20 protein-coding genes are annotated in these 19,324 nt (G+C 59.5%); 4 read left to right on the top strand and 16 right to left on the bottom strand.

The annotated features are described in order from the left end of the window. Positions 1 to 27 precede the first annotated feature (27 nt). Positions 28 to 1,161: an aminotransferase class V-fold PLP-dependent enzyme gene (locus tag ACZZZU_RS22195; protein ID WP_463551831.1), complete on the top strand. Its 1,134-nt coding sequence runs from the start codon at positions 28 to 30 to the stop codon at positions 1,159 to 1,161. Between the two features lie 363 nt (positions 1,162 to 1,524). Then, on the top strand, positions 1,525 to 1,902 hold the full coding sequence (locus tag ACZZZU_RS22190; RefSeq protein WP_463551830.1) for a hypothetical protein: 378 nt from the start codon (positions 1,525 to 1,527) through the stop codon (positions 1,900 to 1,902). Here the strand turns inward: ACZZZU_RS22190 and ACZZZU_RS22185 are convergent. The 13 genes from ACZZZU_RS22185 to ACZZZU_RS22125 all read right to left on the bottom strand — a co-directional run bounded on the left by ACZZZU_RS22185 (position 1,887) and on the right by ACZZZU_RS22125 (position 11,916). Then, complete coding sequence (locus tag ACZZZU_RS22185) at positions 1,887 to 2,672, bottom strand: TatD family hydrolase (RefSeq protein ID WP_122496832.1); 786 nt, start codon at positions 2,670 to 2,672, stop codon at positions 1,887 to 1,889. The two genes, ACZZZU_RS22190 and ACZZZU_RS22185, sit on opposite strands and share 16 nt — an antisense overlap. Positions 2,673 to 2,684: 12 nt before the next feature. After that, positions 2,685 to 3,041, bottom strand: coding sequence for a PilZ domain-containing protein (locus tag ACZZZU_RS22180; RefSeq protein ID WP_108097397.1), 357 nt, complete (start codon positions 3,039 to 3,041; stop codon positions 2,685 to 2,687). A gap of 35 nt (positions 3,042 to 3,076) precedes the next feature. Then, on the bottom strand, positions 3,077 to 4,063 hold the full coding sequence (locus tag ACZZZU_RS22175) for a DNA polymerase III subunit delta' (protein ID WP_463551829.1): 987 nt from the start codon (positions 4,061 to 4,063) through the stop codon (positions 3,077 to 3,079). Next, on the bottom strand, positions 4,056 to 4,688 hold the full coding sequence (gene tmk, locus ACZZZU_RS22170) for a dTMP kinase (RefSeq protein ID WP_463382224.1): 633 nt from the start codon (positions 4,686 to 4,688) through the stop codon (positions 4,056 to 4,058). The genes ACZZZU_RS22175 and tmk overlap by 8 nt, the downstream gene beginning before the upstream one ends. Before the next feature lie 18 nt (positions 4,689 to 4,706). Next, positions 4,707 to 5,762, bottom strand: coding sequence for an endolytic transglycosylase MltG (gene mltG, locus ACZZZU_RS22165; protein ID WP_463551828.1), 1,056 nt, complete (start codon positions 5,760 to 5,762; stop codon positions 4,707 to 4,709). Positions 5,763 to 5,765: 3 nt separating this feature from the next. Beyond that, a complete protein-coding gene (gene pabC / locus ACZZZU_RS22160) occupies positions 5,766 to 6,581 on the bottom strand; it encodes an aminodeoxychorismate lyase (RefSeq protein WP_463551827.1) in 816 nt (271 codons plus the stop codon). Next, entirely contained in the window at positions 6,581 to 7,825 is a 1,245-nt protein-coding gene (gene fabF, locus ACZZZU_RS22155) for a beta-ketoacyl-ACP synthase II (protein ID WP_122496822.1), read from the bottom strand. Before fabF ends, pabC begins: the two co-directional genes overlap by 1 nt. 111 nt (positions 7,826 to 7,936) lie before the next feature. Next, on the bottom strand, positions 7,937 to 8,170 hold the full coding sequence (gene acpP / locus ACZZZU_RS22150; protein ID WP_058066290.1) for an acyl carrier protein: 234 nt from the start codon (positions 8,168 to 8,170) through the stop codon (positions 7,937 to 7,939). A gap of 195 nt (positions 8,171 to 8,365) precedes the next feature. After that, the gene (fabG, locus tag ACZZZU_RS22145) at positions 8,366 to 9,109 is read right to left on the bottom strand and encodes a 3-oxoacyl-ACP reductase FabG (RefSeq protein ID WP_122496820.1); all 744 of its coding nucleotides are present in this window, start codon (positions 9,107 to 9,109) and stop codon (positions 8,366 to 8,368) included. Between the two features lie 15 nt (positions 9,110 to 9,124). Then, positions 9,125 to 10,063, bottom strand: coding sequence for an ACP S-malonyltransferase (fabD, locus tag ACZZZU_RS22140; protein WP_463551826.1), 939 nt, complete (start codon positions 10,061 to 10,063; stop codon positions 9,125 to 9,127). A gap of 116 nt (positions 10,064 to 10,179) precedes the next feature. Further along, positions 10,180 to 11,190, bottom strand: coding sequence for a phosphate acyltransferase PlsX (gene plsX, locus ACZZZU_RS22135; RefSeq protein ID WP_463551825.1), 1,011 nt, complete (start codon positions 11,188 to 11,190; stop codon positions 10,180 to 10,182). A gap of 3 nt (positions 11,191 to 11,193) precedes the next feature. Continuing rightward, entirely contained in the window at positions 11,194 to 11,376 is a 183-nt protein-coding gene (gene rpmF, locus ACZZZU_RS22130) for a 50S ribosomal protein L32 (RefSeq protein ID WP_108097406.1), read from the bottom strand. Positions 11,377 to 11,388: 12 nt separating this feature from the next. Further along, entirely contained in the window at positions 11,389 to 11,916 is a 528-nt protein-coding gene (locus tag ACZZZU_RS22125; RefSeq protein WP_463382218.1) for a YceD family protein, read from the bottom strand. 105 nt (positions 11,917 to 12,021) lie between these two features. Here ACZZZU_RS22125 and ACZZZU_RS22120 point away from each other — a divergent pair, with 105 nt between their 5' ends. After that, positions 12,022 to 12,600, top strand: coding sequence for a Maf family protein (locus ACZZZU_RS22120; protein ID WP_122496812.1), 579 nt, complete (start codon positions 12,022 to 12,024; stop codon positions 12,598 to 12,600). A gap of 111 nt (positions 12,601 to 12,711) precedes the next feature. Here ACZZZU_RS22120 and ACZZZU_RS22115 read toward each other — a convergent pair whose 3' ends face one another. The 3 genes from ACZZZU_RS22115 to rluC are packed head-to-tail and all read right to left on the bottom strand — an operon-like array spanning position 12,712 to position 15,305. After that, a complete protein-coding gene (locus ACZZZU_RS22115; protein WP_122496810.1) occupies positions 12,712 to 13,674 on the bottom strand; it encodes a S49 family peptidase in 963 nt (320 codons plus the stop codon). Further along, positions 13,655 to 14,359, bottom strand: a complete 705-nt coding sequence (locus ACZZZU_RS22110) for an HAD-IA family hydrolase (RefSeq protein ID WP_463382215.1) — start codon at positions 14,357 to 14,359, stop codon at positions 13,655 to 13,657. Before ACZZZU_RS22110 ends, ACZZZU_RS22115 begins: the two co-directional genes overlap by 20 nt. Further along, a complete protein-coding gene (gene rluC, locus ACZZZU_RS22105) occupies positions 14,352 to 15,305 on the bottom strand; it encodes a 23S rRNA pseudouridine(955/2504/2580) synthase RluC (protein ID WP_463382214.1) in 954 nt (317 codons plus the stop codon). Before rluC ends, ACZZZU_RS22110 begins: the two co-directional genes overlap by 8 nt. A 569-nt stretch (positions 15,306 to 15,874) precedes the next feature. Here rluC and rne point away from each other — a divergent pair. Further along, the gene (rne, locus tag ACZZZU_RS22100) at positions 15,875 to 19,105 is read left to right on the top strand and encodes a ribonuclease E (RefSeq protein WP_463551824.1); all 3,231 of its coding nucleotides are present in this window, start codon (positions 15,875 to 15,877) and stop codon (positions 19,103 to 19,105) included. The last annotated feature ends 219 nt before the right edge of the window (positions 19,106 to 19,324 follow it).

Here is a 19,324-nt window from a genome sequence, read left to right as displayed (position 1 = left end):
GTGCCAAATTGCACGGATCATCAGACCATGTACGCCTTTCATGACGAGTTTATGCAAGATCCTGGCTTGCGCTATCTCAATCACGCCGCCGTTGCCCCATGGCCACGACGCGCCGCGCAGGCAGTTGCGCAGTTCGCTGAACAGAACGTGCTGCTGGGCGCGCGTGACTATGCCGATTGGATGAATATTGAGCAGCGCCTGCGCGAACGCTTTATGCGTCTGCTTAATGCGCCGTCCACCGACGACGTGGCGCTGGTGAAAAACACTTCCGAGGCTCTGTCGTTTGTGGCGTTCGGTCTGGACTGGCAGCCAGGCGAGCAAATCATCATCAGCGATGAAGAGTTCCCGTCCAACCGCGTGGTATGGGAGGCCCTGGCGCCATTGGGCGTCGAGGTGGTGCAAGTAAGCCTTAGCGGTCTCGACCCCGAGCAGAACCTGCTCAACGCCTGCGGCCCGAAAACACGTTTGATGGCCATCAGCGCCGTGCAATTTGCCAGCGGCCTGCGCCTGGACTTAACCAAGCTCGGCCATGGCTGCCGCCAGCGCGGCGTGCTGTTTTGCGTGGACGCCATCCAGCAGTTGGGCGCGCAGCCGTTCGACGTTCAAGCCAATCAATGCGACTTCGCCATGGCCGATGGGCACAAATGGCTGCTCGGCCCTGAAGGGCTGGGGGTTTTCTACTGCCGTGCGGAAATGCGTGAGCAACTAAAACTGCACGAATACGGCTGGCACATGCTCGAGCGAATGGGCGACTACACACGCACCGACTGGGAGCCTGCCCGCAGCGCCAGGCGTTTCGAATGCGGCAGCCCGAACATGCTCGGCGCCATGGCGCTTGAAGCGAGCCTGTCGCTGTTGGAGGAAGTGAGCATGGTGCGCGTGGGCGAGTTGATTGAAGAGCGCGTGCAATGGCTGCAAGACGGGCTCACCGCCCTGCCCGGCCTCACGCTGCATTCGCCACTGAATCCGCTGCGGCGGGCGGGCATCATCACCTTTAGCGTTGATGGGCATGACACGCAGGCGCTATATCAGAAATTGAAAGCGCAGGACGTGGTGTGCATTCCGCGCGGCAAAGGCATCCGTTTGTCGCCGCACTTTTACACCGAAGCGCGGGTGATCGAGGAAACCCTGGCGGTGCTCCAGCAGGCAATTGCTGGCTGAGCACTCAACAGCGGCGCCGGTATTCCAAATATGTTTAAGCAGGCGGTTGGCGGCACTGGCGGATCAGCGAAGTTCGCCAATACTGATGGTTACTGGCGTGGGCATCTCCCCCAAGTGCCGCGCCAGCCAAGGTACCGTGGACTGTGTACCTTGATTTACTCCTAATGGTCTTAACCCGGATTCATCCCCCAGAGTCCGGGTTTTTTTTCATTTCGGTTTTATAGCTGCTGCGCTCGGTCTGGCTGCGTTGGACTGGGTGTGCGAGATGCTCATTGGCTTGATGCCAACTCCGCTCTCTCCCACCCAGTCCGCCTTGCCATACCTTCGCTCGCGACGCTCTAAAAGCGAAATGTGCGTTTGGCCATGAAGAGCGAGATCAAGATCGAGATCAAGGGCGGCTTCGCTTTGCTGGCCAGGGGCAAGGGCGAGGTCGAGGGCGGCTTTGCTTTGCTTGCCAAGGGCAAGGGCGAGGTCAAGGGCGGCTTTGCTTTGCTCGCCAAGGGCAAAGGCGAGATCAAGGGCGGCTTTGCTTTGCTCGCCAAGGGCAAAGGCGAGATCAAGGGCGACTTTGCTTTGCTCGCTAGGGGCAAAGGCGAGATCAAGGGCGGCTTTGCTTTGCTCGCTAAGGGCAAAGGCAGAGGCAAATGCTGGCGGGTTTTTTGTGGGAGAGGCTTTAGCCTCGATGCTTTTGCGGGTGACTCGATTACTTCAGAGGTGACTGCCGATCACTCTGCTACGTGAGCAAGAGGGAACAGGCGTTTGAAGTTTTCGGTGGTTTGCTGGGCGAACGTTTCGTAGTCGACGCCGCGGTGGTTGGCGAGGAATTCGGCGACTTCGCGCACGTATTGGGGCAGGTTGGGTTTGCCGCGATACGGGATCGGGGCGAGGTAGGGGGAGTCGGTTTCGACCAGCAGGCGGTCGGCGGGCACTTGGCGGGCGACTTCGCGTAAGGCGTCGGCGTTGCGGAAGGTGACGATGCCGGACAAGGAGATGTAGAAGCCCAGGTCGAGCGCGGCCTTGGCCATGGGCCAGTCTTCGGTGAAGCAGTGCAGCACGCCGGCGGTGGACAAGGCAGCTTCGCGCAGCAGTTCAAGCGTATCGGCGCGAGCTTCGCGGGTGTGGACGATGACGGGTTTGCCAGTGATTTTCGCCGCTTCCAGATGCAGACGAAACGCTTCGCGCTGCAACTCGGCGGCTTCCGGTTCGTAGTGGTAGTCCAGGCCGGTTTCACCAATGGCGACCACGCGCGGGTGGTTCAGCTCGTTCAGCAGCCAGTCCAGCGCCGGGGCGGCGCCGGGCTCGAGGTCCAGCGGGTGCACGCCAACGGAGCAGTCCACGTCGGCGTAGCGCTCGGCCAAACCTTTTACGGCGGCGGCGTTATCGGCACTGACGCCGATGCAAAGGAAATGGCCGACGCCCCGCGCCCGCGCGGCGTCCAGCGCAGCATCCAGGGAGCCGCCGTGAATGGCGAGGTCGAGGCGGTCAAGGTGACAGTGGGAATCTACCAACATGCGCAGCGGGGCTTACATCGTGTGGGTCGGGCGGTCGGAAGTCAGCGCGCCCGCGAGGTAGGTTTCGATTTTGTTGCGGGCGGTGTTATCGCCGTCGTTGAACTGCACGCCGACGCCAGCGGCACGATTGCCTTGGGCGCCTTTGGGGGTAATCCATACGACTTTACCGGCGACCGGAATTTTTTCCGGTTCGTCCATCAGGTTGAGCAACATAAACACTTCGTCGCCCAGCTTGTAGCTTTTGTTCGTAGGAATGAACAAACCGCCGTTTTTAATGAAGGGCATGTACGCGGCATAGAGCACGGACTTGTCCTTGATGGTCAGGGACAGGATTCCGTTACGCGGGCCAAGATTCGGTGGCATGCTCATGCTGCATTCCTAGCTTACTGATTCAAGGGCTGATTCTAGCCTTGTCCGGGCAGGCTTGCCCACTGCACAAGCAGTGCTTCGAGTAGCAAAACGCGATTCAAGTTGGCTTTGCCCAATACTTTTTGACGCTGCGCCAGCAGCCATTCCTGAATCGCCAACACCTTGGCCTGCCCCGACTTGTCCGCCAGGTACTGCACCACCTTGCGCATATCGGCCAAACCCAAACCGTCTTCGTCTTTGGTGAGCTGGTAACGCAGCGTCAGCTGCGCCCACTCGCAAAACCAGTCGAACAGTTGCAGCAGCGGAATGCTGTTCCAGCCTTCGGCCAACTGGCTCGCTGCCACCTGCTGCTTGAGAAGTTTCTTCACGCCGTCGACGACCTGTGCACGCTGCTCGCGAACGCCTTGAGCATTCAACTTGACGGCATTCAACGGCGAGCCGGCGGCCAGGGTCAGCAGCTCAACGCGCTCCTCGGCGCTGCAATCGGGTAATGCCTCCGCCAACCACGCCATGCTCTGCGCTTCGCTCGGCAACGGACAGGCTTGCTGCACGCAGCGGCTTTTCACCGTAGGCAGCAAACGGCTCGGTTGATGGCACACCAGCAACAGCACGGTGTCGCCAGACGGCTCTTCCAGGCTTTTCAGCAAGGCATTCGCCGCATTCAGGTTCATCGATTCAGCAGGCTCAACCAGCACAACCTTGCGGCCCGCCAGCTGCGCCGTTTGCACCACAAACCCCACCAGCTCGCGCACTTGGTCGACCTTTATGGCTTTGTCGGCCTCTTCGGGCTCAAGAATAAAGTTGTCCGGATGGGTGCCTGCGGCCAGCAACACGCAGGATTTGCACTTGCCACACGCTCGCAGATTCTCTGGTGCGCGGCAAAGCAGCGCGGCCATCAGGTTTTCTGCCAGCGCCCGTTTACCAATCCCCGCAGGGCCGTGCAACAAGTAAGCGTGCGCGTGCTGCGCGCGGCCAGCCAGGGTTTGCCAAAGACTGGTCTGCCAGGGAAAAACCTCAGCCACGGGCGCGCTCCAGTAACTCGGGTAGAAGGCCATCCAGCGCTACTTGCACGTCGCTGAGTGACTGCGCGGCATCCACCACGCGATAGCGCTGCGGGTGCGCTTCGGCGCGTTGCAGATACGCGTGACGAACCGCATCGAAGAACGCCCTGCCCTCCTGTTCGAACCGGTCCAGCCGGCCACGCGCGCTGGCGCGGGCCAGGCCGACCTCAACGGGCAAGTCGAATATCAGGGTCAGATCAGGCCGCAAGTCGCCCTGAACAAAGCGCTCAAGCTCGGCGATACGATCCTGCGGCAGGCCACGACCGCCGCCCTGATAGGCGTAGGTCGCGTCGGTGAAACGGTCACAAAGCACCACGGCACCACGGGCGAGCGCCGGGCGAATCACCTGCGCCAGATGTTGTGCACGGGCGGCGAAAACCAGGAGCAGCTCGGTGTCGGCCGCCATCCGCTCATCGCTGGGGGCCAGCAGCAATTCACGAACACGTTCGGCAAGCGGCGTGCCGCCAGGCTCGCGGCTGAGCACCACGTCCAGCCCTGCAGCCCGCAGATGCTCGGCCAGGTACTCGCGGTTGGTGCTTTTGCCGGCGCCTTCCGGGCCTTCGAGGGTAATAAACAGGCCAGTCACGGGTGGTCCTTTCAATAGCTATTGCACAGCCGGCGCGGGCGCGGGGCTGGAGCGGTAGTCGGCGCGTCGCTTGAGCTGAAACTCGCGCACTGCTCGGTTGTGGTTGTCGAGGTCGTCGGAGAATACATGGCTGCCATCGCCACGGGCGACAAAATACAAGCTCTTGCCGTCGACCGGATGAAGCGCCGCATGGATGGCCTCTCGACCCACCATGGCAATGGGTGTGGGCGGCATACCGGCGATCATGTAGGTGTTGTAAGGCGTAGCCTCGCGCAGATGGGCGCGGGTTAATTTGCCGGTGTAACGCTCGCCCAAGCCGTAAATGACGGTGGGATCGGTCTGCAACTGCATGCCCTGTTGCAGCCGACGAACGAACACGCCAGCAATCTGCCCACGCTCTTGCGGCACGCCGGTTTCCTTCTCGATCATCGAGGCCATGATCAGCGCGTCGTAGGCGTCTTTGTAGGGCAGGTCGGCGTTGGTGTCGCGCTGTTTCCATTCTTCATCCAGCACAGCGGCCAGCCGCGCGAAGGCTTGCTTGAGCAGATCGGTATCGCTCATGCCACGGACATAGCGGTAGGTATCGGGAAAGAATCGCCCTTCAGGGAAAACGCCACGTTGACCGATGCGCTCCATGACTTGCGCATCCGTAAGCTCGGTGATGGTCTGTTCCAGTTTGATTTGCTTGGCCAAGGCCGCGCGCACCTGACGGAAATTCCAGCCTTCCACCAGCGTGAGGCTGTATTGCACGACATCGCCACGCTGCCAGAGGGTCAGCATGTCTTTAGCCGTCGCGCCTGGATTGAGCTGGTATTCACCGCTATGCAGCGCTTGCCCGGAAAGGTTGAAGCGCCAGTATATTCGCAGCCAGAACGCGCCGTTAAGCACCCCTTCGCTTTCCAATCGATTGAGCACGCCGCCCGGCGTCGCGCCGGCGGGTACTTCCATGACGTAACCCGCTGGTACATTCAGCGTCTGTTTCAGCGCGCTGTTTTGCTGCCACACGAAGAACGCCAGCAGCAGGCCAGCCAGCAGCACTCCGCCTTCCAATAGCAGCAGTAATTTTCGAATCACGAATTAGCAGTCCAGTAGGTCGCGGGCAAGGCGTTGAAGTTTACGGGTGAGCGGTCCAACCGGCCAGCGATGCGCTTGCAGCGCACACACCGGCCAAACGCCGTACAGACTATTGCAGACGAACACCTCGTGGGCCGCCAGCAATTGCGCCTGACTGACCGCCTCGATCGACACCTGAAGGCCGAGACCTTCAGCGCGCGCCAACAGCTCGGCACGCATCACGCCGGCGACACCGCAGCGGCTTAGCTCGGGCGTGATCAACCCGCCGTCGCGAACGATAAACAGATTGCTGTAAACGCCTTCGATCACGCGGCCGGACACGTCCAGCATCAGCCCTTCAGCGTGCTCGCTGTCGTGCCATTCGGAGCGCGCCAGCACCTGCTCAAGCCGATTGAGGTGTTTGAGGCCGGCCAATAGCGGCTGCTCGGCCAAGCGGGTGACGCACGGGAACAAGCGAATGCCTTGCTCGGCGTTGACGGCCGGATACGCAGGAAAAGAAGACGCCACCAGAATGCGTCGCGCCGTGGCATTCGTTGGCGCCGCGTAGCCACGCAACCCATCGCCGCGAGTGACGATGAGCTTGGCCACGCCCTCGCCCACTTCGGCCGAAAAGGCCAGCAACTCGCTACGAATGTGCGCAAGGTCAGCGGGAATGGATAGGCGCGTGCAGCCCTCGGCGAGTCGCGCCAGATGGCGCTCAAGCAACTGCGGGCTGCCGCGTTTGATGCCGATGGTTTCGAACAGGCCGTCGCCGTAGGCAAGGCCGCGATCCGTAACGGAAGCGGCCTCTGCTGGGCGTCCATCGACCCAGCTCAACATCACTCGGTGAACCGGCGGAACACCAGAGAGCCGTTAGTGCCGCCAAAGCCGAACGAGTTGGACACCACGATATCGATGGGCATCTGGCGTGCTTCGTTGGCAACGAAGTCGAGGTCACAGCCTTCGTCCGGTTCTTCCAGGTTGATGGTCGGTGGTGCGACCTGATCACGAATGGCCAGCACGCTGAAGATTGCCTCCACAGCACCGGCAGCACCGAGCAGATGGCCGGTCATCGATTTGGTCGAGCTGACCGCCAACTTGTACGCGTGATCGCCGAAAACGGTTTTAACCGCTTGGGCTTCAGCCAAGTCGCCCGTAGGCGTCGAGGTGCCGTGGGCGTTGATGTATTGGACCTGGTCAGTATTGACGTTGGCATCGCGCAGGGCATTGCGGATGCAGCGCATGGCGCCGGCGCCGTCTTCGGGCGGCGAAGTCATATGGTAAGCGTCACCGCTCATGCCGAAACCGATGAGCTCGGCGTAGATATGCGCACCGCGTGCCTTGGCGTGCTCAAGCTCTTCAAGTACCAGAGCGCCGGCGCCGTCGGCGAGTACGAAACCGTCACGGCCTTTGTCCCACGGACGGCTGGCGCGAGTTGGGTCGTCGTTGCGCGTAGACATTGCCCGCGCAGCGGCAAAACCGCCAATGCCCAGACCGCAGGCGGCCATTTCAGCGCCTCCGGCGATCATCACGTCGGCTTCGCCGTAGGCAATGTTGCGCGCCGCCATGCCGATGCAATGCGTACCGGTGGTACAGGCCGTGGCGATGGCGTAGTTCGGCCCCTGCAAACCCAGGTGGATCGACAGGAAGCCGGAAATCATGTTGATGATCGAACCCGGCACAAAAAACGGCGAAATACGCCGCGGGCCTTGGTCGAACAGGGCTTTGCAGTTGTTTTCAATGTTGGTCAGGCCGCCAATGCCCGAACCCATGGCTACGCCAATGCGTTCACGGTTGGCGTCGGTGACTTCCAGCCCGGCATCACGCACCGCTTGAAAGCTGGCTGCGAGCCCGTACTGAATGAACAGGTCAATTTTGCGAGCGTCTTTGGCCGAGAGGTATTCCTCGACGTTGAAGCCTTTCACCGAACCACCGATACGGGTGGAAAAGGCAGAAAGGTCCGTATGCTCGATCAGGCCAATACCGCTTTGGCCGGCCAAAATGCCCTGCCAGCTGCTTGGAACATCGGTACCCAGGGGCGACAACATGCCCATACCGGTGACCACGACGCGTCTACGCGACACAGCAATCTCCTCTTATGCGTTTACACAGCGTCCGACGGACGCTTAAAGAAAAACCGCACGCCTTGTGGGCAGTGCGGCTTTTCCAGGTCGGGAGTCGACGATTACGGGTTATTACGCGTGAGCGGTAACGTAATCGATAGCTTCCTGAACGGTGGTGATTTTTTCGGCTTGCTCGTCCGGGATTTCGGTTTCGAATTCCTCTTCCAGAGCCATCACCAGTTCAACGGTGTCAAGAGAGTCGGCACCCAGGTCCTCGACGAAGGAAGCGCTGTTGGTCACTTCCTCTTCCTTGACGCCAAGTTGCTCGGCAACGATTTTCTTGACGCGTTCTTCGATGGTGCTCATACCTTGTTTTCACTCCTAATGAACAAATCCAGGCAGCTGGTCTGTGTGTAAGTGTATAGAAAGGGTTTTGCGCATTTCAAGCTGAATGCCGTAGCCCTTCTGGATCACTCCAACGATATGTCTATAAACCAGTTGCAGCTTTATAACGGATTTTAGACAGCTCGTATGACAGTTTTCCGCAGGGCGGCGTCACATTCAACTCATATACATTCCGCCATTCACGGGAATAGTAGCCCCGGTCACGTAAGCTGCGCCATCGGAAGCCAGGAAAGACACCACGTTAGCGATCTCTTCGGCCTGGCCCAAACGGCCCAGCGGAATCTGTGCCTGAAGCGCTTCACGCTGTGCTTCGGGCAGCTCGCGGGTCATATCGGTGTCAATAAAACCTGGCGCAACCGAGTTAACGGTAATCGCCCGCGAACCTACTTCACGCGCCAGGGCACGACTGAAACCTTCCAGCCCGGCCTTGGCTGCCGCGTAGTTTACCTGCCCGGCGTTGCCCATGGCGCCCACCACCGAACCGATATTAATAATTCTGCCCCAGCGCGCCTTGGTCATACCGCGCAGCACCGCTTTGGTGACGCGATACAGACTGCTGAGATTGGTGTTGATAACGTCGTGCCATTCTTCATCTTTCATGCGCAGCATCAGGTTGTCGCGAGTGATCCCCGCGTTGTTAACGACGATGAGCGGTGCACCGAACTGCTTCGAAATAGCGTCCAACACGCTGGTTACAGACTCGTCACTGCCAACATCAAGGACCAGGCCAGCGCCCTCGATGCTGTTGGCTTTGAAGTACTCGGTAATTTTCGCAGCACCCGATTCAGACGTAGCGGTACCCACAACGGTTGCGCCCTGACGGCCCAATTCAAGGGCGATGGCCTGCCCAATACCACGACTGGCGCCGGTGACCAGCGCGATCTTTCCTTGCAGACTCATGGAAGCTTCTCCTAATCAGGCGAGCGCCGCGCGGGTCGCGGCGTAGGCGTCTGGGGTGTCGAGATTGTAGGTGTTGATGCCTTTGACACAGCGCTTGTTCAGGCCCGACAAGACTTTGCCAGGACCGCATTCGACCAAGTGGGTAACGCCCGCCTCGGACAGCCGCACGATGGATTCAACCCAACGAACCGGGTTGTAAAGCTGGGCAAGCAAGTCGCGCTTGAGCACTTCCAGATCGTCGACCACGGCCGCGCTGACGTTTTGTACCAGCGCAATTTGCGGCGCTTTCCAGGCGATGGCAGTAACCGACTCGGCGAACTGCTCGGCCGCCGGACGCATTAACGCGCAATGCGACGGCACACTGACCGGCAACGGCATTGCACGCTTGGCACCACGGGCTTTGCACGCCTCGATGGCGCGTTCCACCGCCGCAGCCGAACCGGCAATTACCACTTGGCCTGGGGCATTGAAGTTCACCGCGCTAACCACATCACCCTGCGCCGCTTCAGCGCAAGCCGCCAACACATCCGCATCTTCCAGCCCGAGAATGGCTGCCATGCCGCCCTGCCCGGCCGGAACCGCTTTCTGCATCAACTGACCACGACGCTCGACCAGTTTCACCGCATCAGCAAATTCCAGACTACCTGCGGCGACCAACGCCGAGTACTCGCCCAGACTGTGCCCGGCGACAAATGCCGGGCGCGCGCCGGATTCGGCCAACCAGACACGCCACAGCGCAACCGAAGCGGCCAGAATGGCGGGCTGGGTTTTGTCGGTTTGATTGAGGTTTTCTTCCGGACCGGTCTGGGTCAGCGCCCAGAGGTCATATCCCAAAGCTTCAGAAGCTTCGGCAAAGGTATCAAGCACCAGCGGTTGCTGTGCGCCGTGCTCGGCTAGCATTCCCAGAGACTGTGAGCCTTGGCCTGGGAAGACGAATGCGAGGGATGCAGACATGTTGAACGGTCCCTAATGGTCTTATCGTCGGGAGAATTACGCACGAGCCAGTCGTGCCTAACAAACTGACAGTTGGATGACGGGCCACCGAGTGCAGTCACATCGGCGGTTACGCATTACAACAACAGATGTTCGAGACGCCCATGCAGGCGCTGGGGTAAATCTTCGCGTACTTCCATGACCGCTCGGCGAATGGCGCTTTCGAAGCCTTCTGGCCCTGCAGCGCCATGGCTTTTTACCACGATGGCCTGCAAACCGAGAAAACTGGCGCCGTTATGTCGCGCGGGCGCAAGTTCGCCTTTCAACCGTTTGAGGACCGGTAACGCCAGCGATCCAATCAATCGAGAGCCGAGGTTCTGCTTGAACAGCGCCTCCATCCGCGCCGAGATCATCGACGCCAGCCCCTCGCTGGACTTCAGCAAAATATTGCCGACAAAACCGTCGCACACCACCACGTCGGCCTCGCCACGATACAGGCCGTCGCCTTCGATAAAACCGATGTAATTCAATTCAGCGACGGGCTGCAAAAGACTCGCTGCCAGTTTCACCTGCTGGTTGCCTTTAACGTCTTCGGTGCCCACGTTTAATAGCGCAATGCGCGGACGTACGACACCAAGCGCTTCGGCCGCTACGGCGCCCATCACGGCAAACTGGTAAAGATGTTCAGCGCTGCAATCGACGTTTGCGCCCAGGTCCAGCAACTGGCAATGGCCGCGCTGGGTTGGGATGGCCGTCATCATTGCCGGACGGTCGATACCGGGCAGCGTCTTTAATAAATAACGCGACAACGCCATCAGCGCGCCAGTATTGCCGGCGCTGACGCACGCTTGCGCGCGACCGTCTCGCACCAACTCCAGCGCCACGCGCATTGAAGAGTCGGGCTTGCTGCGCAACGCCTGGGCAGGACGATCATCCATCGCGATGACCTCGCTGGCCTGCTCAAGATGCAGACGAGCGCGATCGACACCCGGATGGCGTGCGATGAGTTCATTCAGTAAGGAGGTTTGGCCGACGAGGACCAGGTGTAACGAGGGGAATTCAGCCAAGCAAGCAATGCAGGCTGGAACAATGCTGTGGGGACCGAAGTCCCCACCCATTGCGTCAATCGCGATGATCGGAGCGGACAAGGATTACTCGTCAGCGCCCTTGTCGATCACTTTACGGCCACGGTATACGCCTTCTGGCGATACGTGGTGACGCAGGTGAACTTCACCGGTGCTCTTCTCTACGGAGAGAGTTGCAGCGTCGAGAGCGTCGTGCGAACGACGCATATCGCGTGCGGAGCGGGATTTTTTGTTCTGCTGAACAGCCATAATTAATAACTCCTAAACGTTTGGGTCACGCTTTAACTGTGCCAATACACTGAACGGGTTGGACCGCGATACCTCGTCCTCGCTCGGTTCAGGCTCTTCAAGGCCTGCCGGTTGCTGGCAATCTTCTGGATCATGCATAGGGACGATGGGCAAGGCGAGCAACAGCTCCTCCTCGATCAACGCCGGCAGATCCAATGGATCCTCACCCAATTCCAGCACGTCGTAGCCTTGCGGCACAGACTGGGTATTCCCACCTTCTTTCACCACAGCGTAACTGCACTCGCTGTGTATAGGCAGGGCGACCAGCTCCAGACAACGCTGACAAACCATCTTGACCTCAACGTCGATCGAGCTATGCATCACTGGCGATCTGCGCTCATCGCGTTCGAAAACAAACTTCGCACGGACGACACCGACATCGTCGGAAAGCGGATCGCAGAGACGCTGCAAACTGGCTAGCGGCAGCTCACCTTCAAGGGTGGCACCACGATCTGCCAGTTTGCGCGGATCAACGTGAGGAGGAATCGGGCCATTCAACATAGGCGCAGCATTCTAGGGATGCACCCCTGCTCTGTCAAAGGGAAATTCAGCCTGGGCGCCGAGGGGTTGGCTGAGTAGAATCGCAGCGATAACAAAGGAATAGCCATGCCTTCGCTCCTCCTCGCCTCAAGCTCTGCCTATCGTCGCGAGCTGTTGTCCCGACTTCGCTTGCCCTTTACATGTGCGAGCCCGGATATCGACGAAACGCGCCTTGCCGACGAAACACCCCAAGCTCTGGTGCTGCGCCTGGCGGAACAAAAAGCCAGAGCGCTTGCCGAGCGCTATCCGCACCACCTGATCATCGGTTCGGACCAAGTGGCCGTACTAGGTAATGAGGTGCTCGGCAAACCCCACGACTTCGCTCGCGCCCATCGCCAACTCAGCAACGCCAGCGGTAAGAGCGTGACATTTCTTACCGGACTGGCCCTGCTCAATAGCGAAAGCGGAATCTGCCAGGTCGACCACGTGCCGTTCACAGTGCACTTTCGCGAGCTCGACGCTGAGCGCATCACGCGTTACCTGGAAGCAGAGCAGCCGTATGACTGCGCAGGCAGCTTCAAGGCCGAAGGACTGGGCGTTAGCCTTTTCCGCGCCACCGAAGGCAGTGACGCGACGAGCCTGATCGGCTTACCGCTGATTCGCCTGGTGGACATGCTGCTGAAGGAAGGCGTGAGCATTCCCTAACGCCTTCCTTTATATAGGACCTGAAAAGCATCACGGCTGAAGCCGCTCCCACGAAGAGCAAACCTCTGCAGGACCGGCTTCAGCCGCGATTTAAGCTAAACGCAATATCAATCAGCGCAAGGTCGGCCCGGAAAAGCCCATCCACATGGCGGCATGCTCCGCCACGCTGGCGCCCAACTTCTTGGCGAAGCGGTCGAACGGCGTTTCTTGCACGGTGTAATCCACCAATTCCTTCTCGCCGATCACGTCACGCGCTACGGAACTGGTGTTGCCCAGGCCGTCGATCAAGCCCAACTGCAGCGCTTGCTCGCCACTCCAAATCAAGCCGGAAAACAGCTCCGGGTGCTCAGCGTCTTTCAAACGGTCACCACGACCTTGCTTCACAGCAGCGATGAATTGCTTGTGCGTGGTGGTCAGCACGCCCTGCCAGAACTCAGTTTCCTGTGGCTTCTGCGGCTGGAACGGATCGAGAAATGCCTTGTGCTCGCCTGAGGTGTAAACACGGCGATCAACGCCGAGCTTTTCCATGGTGCCGACAAAGCCGAACGTCGCCGCCGTCACCCCAATCGAGCCAACCAAGCTGGACTTATCGGCATAAATCGCATCAGCGGCGCTGGCGATGTAATACGCACCTGACGCACCCAAGTCAGCGATTACGGCGTACACCTTGATGTCCGGGTGCTCACCGCGCAGACGGCGGATTTCGTCATAAACATAACCGGACTGCACCGGACTGCCGCCTGGGCTGTTGATACGCAGGACGATGCCCTTGGTATTCGCATCTTCAAAGGCAGAGCGCAAGCTTCCGACAATATTGTCGGCACTGGCCGCTTCTTGGTCCGCAATCATCCCGCGAATTTCGATAACTGCGGTATGAGCCGCGCTGCGCGAGCCGCCGCTTTTGGAAAAATTCAGCGCCGGCGAAAACAGCGCCAGGGCCCCAAACAGATAAATAAAGGTCAGCGCCTTGAAGAAAATGCCCCAGCGCCGAGCCCGACGCTGTTCCTGCACGCTGGCCAGCAGGGTTTTCTCCAGCAACTTCCAGCTTTTGTCGTCATTCAACTCGTTCGACATATTCACTCGCCCCTAGCGTTGGTCGAGCGTCGCGCGATTCCAACCAGGCGCGCAGCTCGGAAAAATGTTCGATCTTCAGTCGCGGACCACACTGACTCAGCGTTTCCAGCGTTTGCGCACCGTACCCAACAGCCACCGAATCCATACCAGCCCGGCGCGCCATTTCCAGGTCAAAAACCGAATCGCCGACCATCAAGGCGCGCTCCGGCGGCACACCGCAAAACGCAAGAATCTGTTCCAGCATCAGCGGCTCCGGCTTGCTCGCGGTTTCGTCGGCGCAGCGGGTGATGTCGAAAAACTCGCTCCAACCTTGATCGGCCAGCACACGGTCAAGGCCGTGCCGCCCTTTCCCTGTCGCTACCGCCAGTTGATACCCGGCCTCACGAAACGCCGTCATCGCCTCCGCCACGCCGGGAAACAGCGCAGACGGGGTTGATTCAAGCTTTAGGTAGTTCTCGCTGTAGGACTGGCGATAGCGATGGGCTAAATCTGCATCCTTTAGATCGGGATACAGCGCCACCACTACTTCGGGCAAACCCAAGCCAATGATGGCTTTCAACTCGGTGTCGCTGCGCGGTGGCAAATCACATTCGCGAGCCGCCTGGTGCAGCGCTGCCACGATACGACCGATGGAATTCACCAGAGTGCCGTCCCAGTCGAAGATCAGCAGCTGGTAATCAGACACTCAAACGCTCCACGGTTTTGCGCCACATATCGTCGACCGGCGCTTCCAACTTCAATACGCCACCTTCAGGCAGCGGCACGTGCAATTCATAGGCGTGTAAGAACAGACGCTTCCCACCCAAATCACGGATCTCGCGGGTGAAATCGTCGTCGCCATATTTGGAGTCGCCTGCGATGCAATGCCCGGCATGTTTGGCATGCACGCGAATCTGGTGGGTACGGCCAGTTACAGGCTTGGCTTCCACCAACGTGGCGAATTCGCCGAAGCGGCGCAGCACGCGGAACAGCGTCAGCGCCTCTTTCCCTTCTTCGTTGATTTCCACCATGCGCTCACCGGAACGCAGGTTGCTCTTGAGCAGCGGCGCATTCACTTGCTTCTTCGCGGTCGCCCAATGCCCGCGCACCAACGCCATGTAACGCTTGTCGACGCCGTCTTTGCGCAGCGCCTCATGCAGATGGCGCAGCATGCTGCGTTTTTTGGCAATCATCAGCAGGCCAGAGGTGTCACGGTCCAGCCGGTGCACCAACTCAAGATCCTTACAGTCGGGGCGCAACTGGCGGAAGGCCTCGATCACCCCGTAATTCAAGCCGCTGCCGCCGTGAACGGCGATGCCGGCCGGCTTGTTAATCACGATCAAGGCTTTGTCTTCGAACACAATCGACGCTTCCAGGCGCTGCAGCAGCCCCTGGGCCAGCGGCACTTCTTCATCAGGCTCGGACAAGCGCAAAGGCGGCACGCGAACGATGTCGCCTGCCTGCAATTTGTATTCGGGTTTGATCCTTCCTTTATTCACGCGAACTTCGCCTTTACGCAAAATTCGGTAAATCAAGGTTTTCGGCACTCCTTTGAGGCGAGTGCGCAGAAAGTTATCGATTCGCTGACCGGCAAGTTCCGGTTCAACCTCGAGCAGCTGGACGCCGGAGGTCGGAGGGGTGGGTTCTGTCATGGCCGCGATCATAACAATTTTTTATTGATTTGAAGCACTTAATCATTGCTGCTATAGTCCCGAACGCCGCCAAAAGCGGCCCGGTTGCGGATGTTTGCCCACCTTTGCAAGCCCCTCCCGTGTGCAACGTAATTCTGGACGTAAGGCCGTCCCACGGAATATTCAAAGATAGATGGCTGAAAAGGCCACGAATATTCCGGAAATAACGCCTTGAGCCATGACGCGCTAACTACCCTCGGGGAAGTTAGCGGTAAATGCCAACCCGCTGCAGATTCTGCGAGCGGCACCCGATTTTCAGCGATACGTGTAGGGTGGAGATGCACAACCTCGGACTGCGTAGCTTTAGAAGACGTGTTATTTCGTCCGCTACCGATGGTTGATTCCTCCTCCTGACCAAGTGCTTGTTTCACAACAGCAAGCAGGAGACGTCTGTCGCCACCCCGGCCCCGTTGGCCGGCGTTGTTAGACATGGAACGACTTACAACCGTTTCTGACGAGCCCTGACACCGACCCTGAGAGTCGTGTGTGCCGAACGCCGTTTCCGGCAGCCCGGAAACCGACGGTACTACATGAAAAGAATGCTGATTAACGCGACTCAACCTGAAGAGTTGCGTGTCGCACTGGTAGATGGTCAGAAACTCTACGACCTCGATATTGAATCGGGCGCTCGTGAGCAGAAAAAGGCCAACATCTACAAAGGCAAAATCACCCGCATCGAACCTAGCCTTGAAGCCGCTTTTGTTGATTTCGGCTCCGAGCGCCACGGTTTCTTGCCCCTCAAAGAAATTTCCCGCGAATACTTCAAGAAAGCGCCTGAAGGCCGCGTCAACATTAAAGAAGTGTTGAGCGAAGGCCAGGAAGTTATCGTTCAAGTTGAAAAAGAAGAACGTGGCAACAAGGGCGCCGCCCTCACTACGTTTATCAGCCTGGCCGGTCGTTATCTGGTTCTGATGCCTAACAACCCGCGTGCCGGTGGCATCTCGCGTCGCATCGAAGGCGAAGAGCGCAACGAGCTGCGTGAAGCCTTGAATGGTCTGGTCGCGCCAAGCGACATGGGCCTGATCGTGCGCACTGCCGGCCTTGGCCGCAGCAGCGAAGAAATGCAATGGGACCTCGATTACCTGCTGCAACTGTGGAGCGCGATCAAAGAAGCATCGCTGGACCGCTCCGCTCCATTCCTGATCTACCAAGAAAGCAACGTCATCATTCGCGCCATCCGCGACTACCTGCGCCAGGACATCGGCGAAGTATTGGTCGACAGCGTCGAAGCCCAGGAAGAAGCCCTCAGCTTCATCCGCCAGGTGATGCCGCAGTACGCCAGCAAGATCAAGCTGTACGAAGACAGCGTACCGCTGTTCAACCGTTTCCAGATCGAAAGCCAGATCGAAACCGCCTTCCAGCGTGAAGTGAAGTTGCCGTCCGGCGGCTCCATCGTCATCGATCCAACCGAAGCCCTGGTGTCCATCGACATCAACTCGGCGCGCGCCACCAAAGGCAGCGACATCGAAGAAACCGCGCTGCAAACCAACCTTGAAGCCGCTGAAGAAATCGCGCGCCAACTGCGCCTGCGTGATATCGGCGGCCTGATCGTTATCGACTTCATCGACATGACGCCTGCGAAAAATCAGCGCGCTGTGGAAGAGAAAGTCCGCGAAAGCCTCGAAGCAGATCGCGCCCGTGTTCAAGTGGGTCGCATCTCGCGCTTCGGTCTGCTGGAAATGTCCCGTCAGCGTCTGCGCCCTTCCCTTGCCGAAGGCAGCGGTATCGTCTGCCCGCGTTGCAACGGTCAAGGCATCATCCGTGACGTTGAGTCGCTGTCGCTGGCAATTCTGCGCCTGATCGAAGAAGAAGCTCTGAAAGACCGCACCGCCGAAGTTCGCGCTCAAGTGCCGATTCCGGTTGCTGCGTTCCTGCTTAACGAGAAGCGCAACTCGATTACCAAAATCGAACTGCGTACTCGCGCCCGCATCGTGATTCTGCCGAACGACCATCTGGAAACGCCGCACTTCGAAGTGCAGCGAATCCGTGACGATAGCCCTGAAGCTCAGACCTCCCAGTCGAGCTACGAAATGGCTGCCGCCGAAGTGGAAGAAGTCGCGCAAACAGCTGCGACTCGCACCCTGGTTCGCCAGGAAGCCGCCATCAAGGCCACCCCGCAACGCGCCGCACCGACGCCTGTCGCTACCGAGCAACCTGTTGCCGCCGCTGAACCAAGCCTGTTCCGTGGCCTGGTGAAGTCGCTGGTCAGCCTGTTCGCCGGCAAGGAAGAAGAAAAGCCGGTCGTTGTCGAGAAGAAAACCACTGGCGACCGCCCTCAGCGCAGCGATGAGCGTCGCAACGGTCGTCAGCAGAACCGCAACCGTGGCGGCCGTCGTGACGAAGAGCGCAAGCCGCGCGAAGACCGTGGTCCTCGTGAAGAGCGCGCGCCACGCGAGCCCCGCGAAGAACGCGCACCGCGCGAAGCCCGCGAGCCCCGTGAGCCGCGTGAAGACCAGGCTCCCCGTGAAGAGCGCGCACCTCGCGCCCCGCGTGAAGAGCGCAAACCGCGTGAGCCACGTGCACCGCGTGAAGACCGCGCCCCACGTGAAGATCGCCCACAACGCGAACTGCGTGAGCCGTTGGACGCACAAGGTCAGGAAACGCCGAGCGAAGAGCGAGTTGAGCGCAAACCGCGCGAAGAGCGTCAGCCACGAGCGCCGCGTGAAGAACGCCAACTGCGCCCTGTTGCTGATGCCGCCGGTAGCGAAGAAGAGTTGCTGAACACCGACGAGCAGCACGACGACGACCAGGAACATGCCGAGGGCGGTGACCGTCCACGTCGCCGTTCGCGCGGTCAGCGCCGTCGCAGCAACCGTCGTGAGCGTCAGCGTGATGCCAACGGCAACATCATCGAAGGCAGCGAAGAAGGTAACGAAGAGGCCAGCGGCAACGCTGAAGCTCAGCGCACCGAAGCGCCTACCGCTGAAGTTGCCACTGCCGTAGCTGCGGCCGCCGCCGTGGCTGTCAGCGAAATCGTTGCAGACCAGCACACCGCAGAAGCTGCACCGGTTGAGCCTGCAAACGAGCCCCAAGCCGCCGCGACCGAGCACAGCGAACCTGTTGCTGTGGTTGAAGCGCCTGCGGTTGAGGCGGTCGTTGAAGCGCCTGCATTTGAAGCGCCTGCATTTGAACCGCTTGTAGCTGAACCCGCCGTGGTTGAAGCCAGCGCCGTTGAAGGCACCACGCCTGTAGAGGCGAGCGTCAACGAAGCGCCTGCTGCTCCAGCGCCAGCTTACGAAGCACCGGTTGTAACTGAAGCTGCTCCGGCTGCCGAGACTGCTCCCGCTCCAGCTGAAACCGCTCCGGCTCCTGTAGTTGAAGCAGTGGAAGTGGCCGTAGTTGCCGAAGTGGTAGCCGAGCCCGCTCCCGTCGTAACCAGCAATGGCCGCGCGCCGAACGACCCACGCGAAGTGCGTCGCCGTCAGCGTGAAGCCGAGCGTTTGGCCAAGGAAGCTCAAGAAGCATCGGCATCGGTGGTCGACGCCGTTGCTGCCGCCGAGCCCGTTGGCATTACCGCTCACGCGATTGCCGATGTTGAGCACACCGTGGAAGAAGAAAAAGCCAAACAGGACGACGCGGCCGAGCCTGCTCCGGTGCACGTGGCTGAGCCGGCTGTGATTGCTGACAGCAACGTCGAGGAAACTAAGGCTGACGAAACCAGCGCCGAGCTACCGGCAGCGCAGGAAGAAGTTGCCGAGTTTTCCGAGAAAGACGACGCCAAGAAAGAAGAAGACAAGAACGAGAACAAACCGCTCGTTTAAGCCTTCGCGCTGATTTAGCGCGGTAAAAAAAGGGATGCCAGTTGGCATCCCTTTTTTATTGTTCGCTGAGAGCAACCAGGTCTCGAAAGTACTCAGCTTGTCTGCGTATCGCCGTCATTCCCGCGCACGCGGGAATCCAGAATCGCGAGCCGGACGGTACTTGCAACCCGTTTCGCTAAACCCTGGCGTCAGTAAAAACGGCTCAAAAATTCACCGCTG

The organism is Pseudomonas sp. AC136 (assembly GCF_979258585.1).
The sequence above is the reverse complement of the archived record's forward strand: the minus strand, read 5'-3'. Positions and strand labels throughout refer to the sequence as shown.

Coding starts and splice junctions, on each gene's coding strand:
- ACZZZU_RS22195 (WP_463551831.1), top strand. CDS start 28: ATGTACGCCTTTCATGACGAGTTTATGCAAGATCCTGGCTTGCGCTAT.
- ACZZZU_RS22180 (WP_108097397.1), bottom strand. CDS start 3,041: ATGAGCATGCCACCGAATCTTGGCCCGCGTAACGGAATCCTGTCCCTG.
- fabG (WP_122496820.1), bottom strand. CDS start 9,109: ATGAGTCTGCAAGGAAAGATCGCGCTGGTCACCGGCGCCAGTCGTGGT.
- fabD (WP_463551826.1), bottom strand. CDS start 10,063: ATGTCTGCATCCCTCGCATTCGTCTTCCCAGGCCAAGGCTCACAGTCT.
- ACZZZU_RS22125 (WP_463382218.1), bottom strand. CDS start 11,916: ATGTTGAATGGCCCGATTCCTCCTCACGTTGATCCGCGCAAACTGGCA.
- ACZZZU_RS22185 (WP_122496832.1), bottom strand. CDS start 2,672: ATGTTGGTAGATTCCCACTGTCACCTTGACCGCCTCGACCTCGCCATT.
- acpP (WP_058066290.1), bottom strand. CDS start 8,170: ATGAGCACCATCGAAGAACGCGTCAAGAAAATCGTTGCCGAGCAACTT.
- ACZZZU_RS22115 (WP_122496810.1), bottom strand. CDS start 13,674: ATGTCGAACGAGTTGAATGACGACAAAAGCTGGAAGTTGCTGGAGAAA.
- ACZZZU_RS22190 (WP_463551830.1), top strand. CDS start 1,525: ATGAAGAGCGAGATCAAGATCGAGATCAAGGGCGGCTTCGCTTTGCTG.
- ACZZZU_RS22120 (WP_122496812.1), top strand. CDS start 12,022: ATGCCTTCGCTCCTCCTCGCCTCAAGCTCTGCCTATCGTCGCGAGCTG.
- rpmF (WP_108097406.1), bottom strand. CDS start 11,376: ATGGCTGTTCAGCAGAACAAAAAATCCCGCTCCGCACGCGATATGCGT.
- rne (WP_463551824.1), top strand. CDS start 15,875: ATGAAAAGAATGCTGATTAACGCGACTCAACCTGAAGAGTTGCGTGTC.
- rluC (WP_463382214.1), bottom strand. CDS start 15,305: ATGACAGAACCCACCCCTCCGACCTCCGGCGTCCAGCTGCTCGAGGTT.
- pabC (WP_463551827.1), bottom strand. CDS start 6,581: ATGTTGAGCTGGGTCGATGGACGCCCAGCAGAGGCCGCTTCCGTTACG.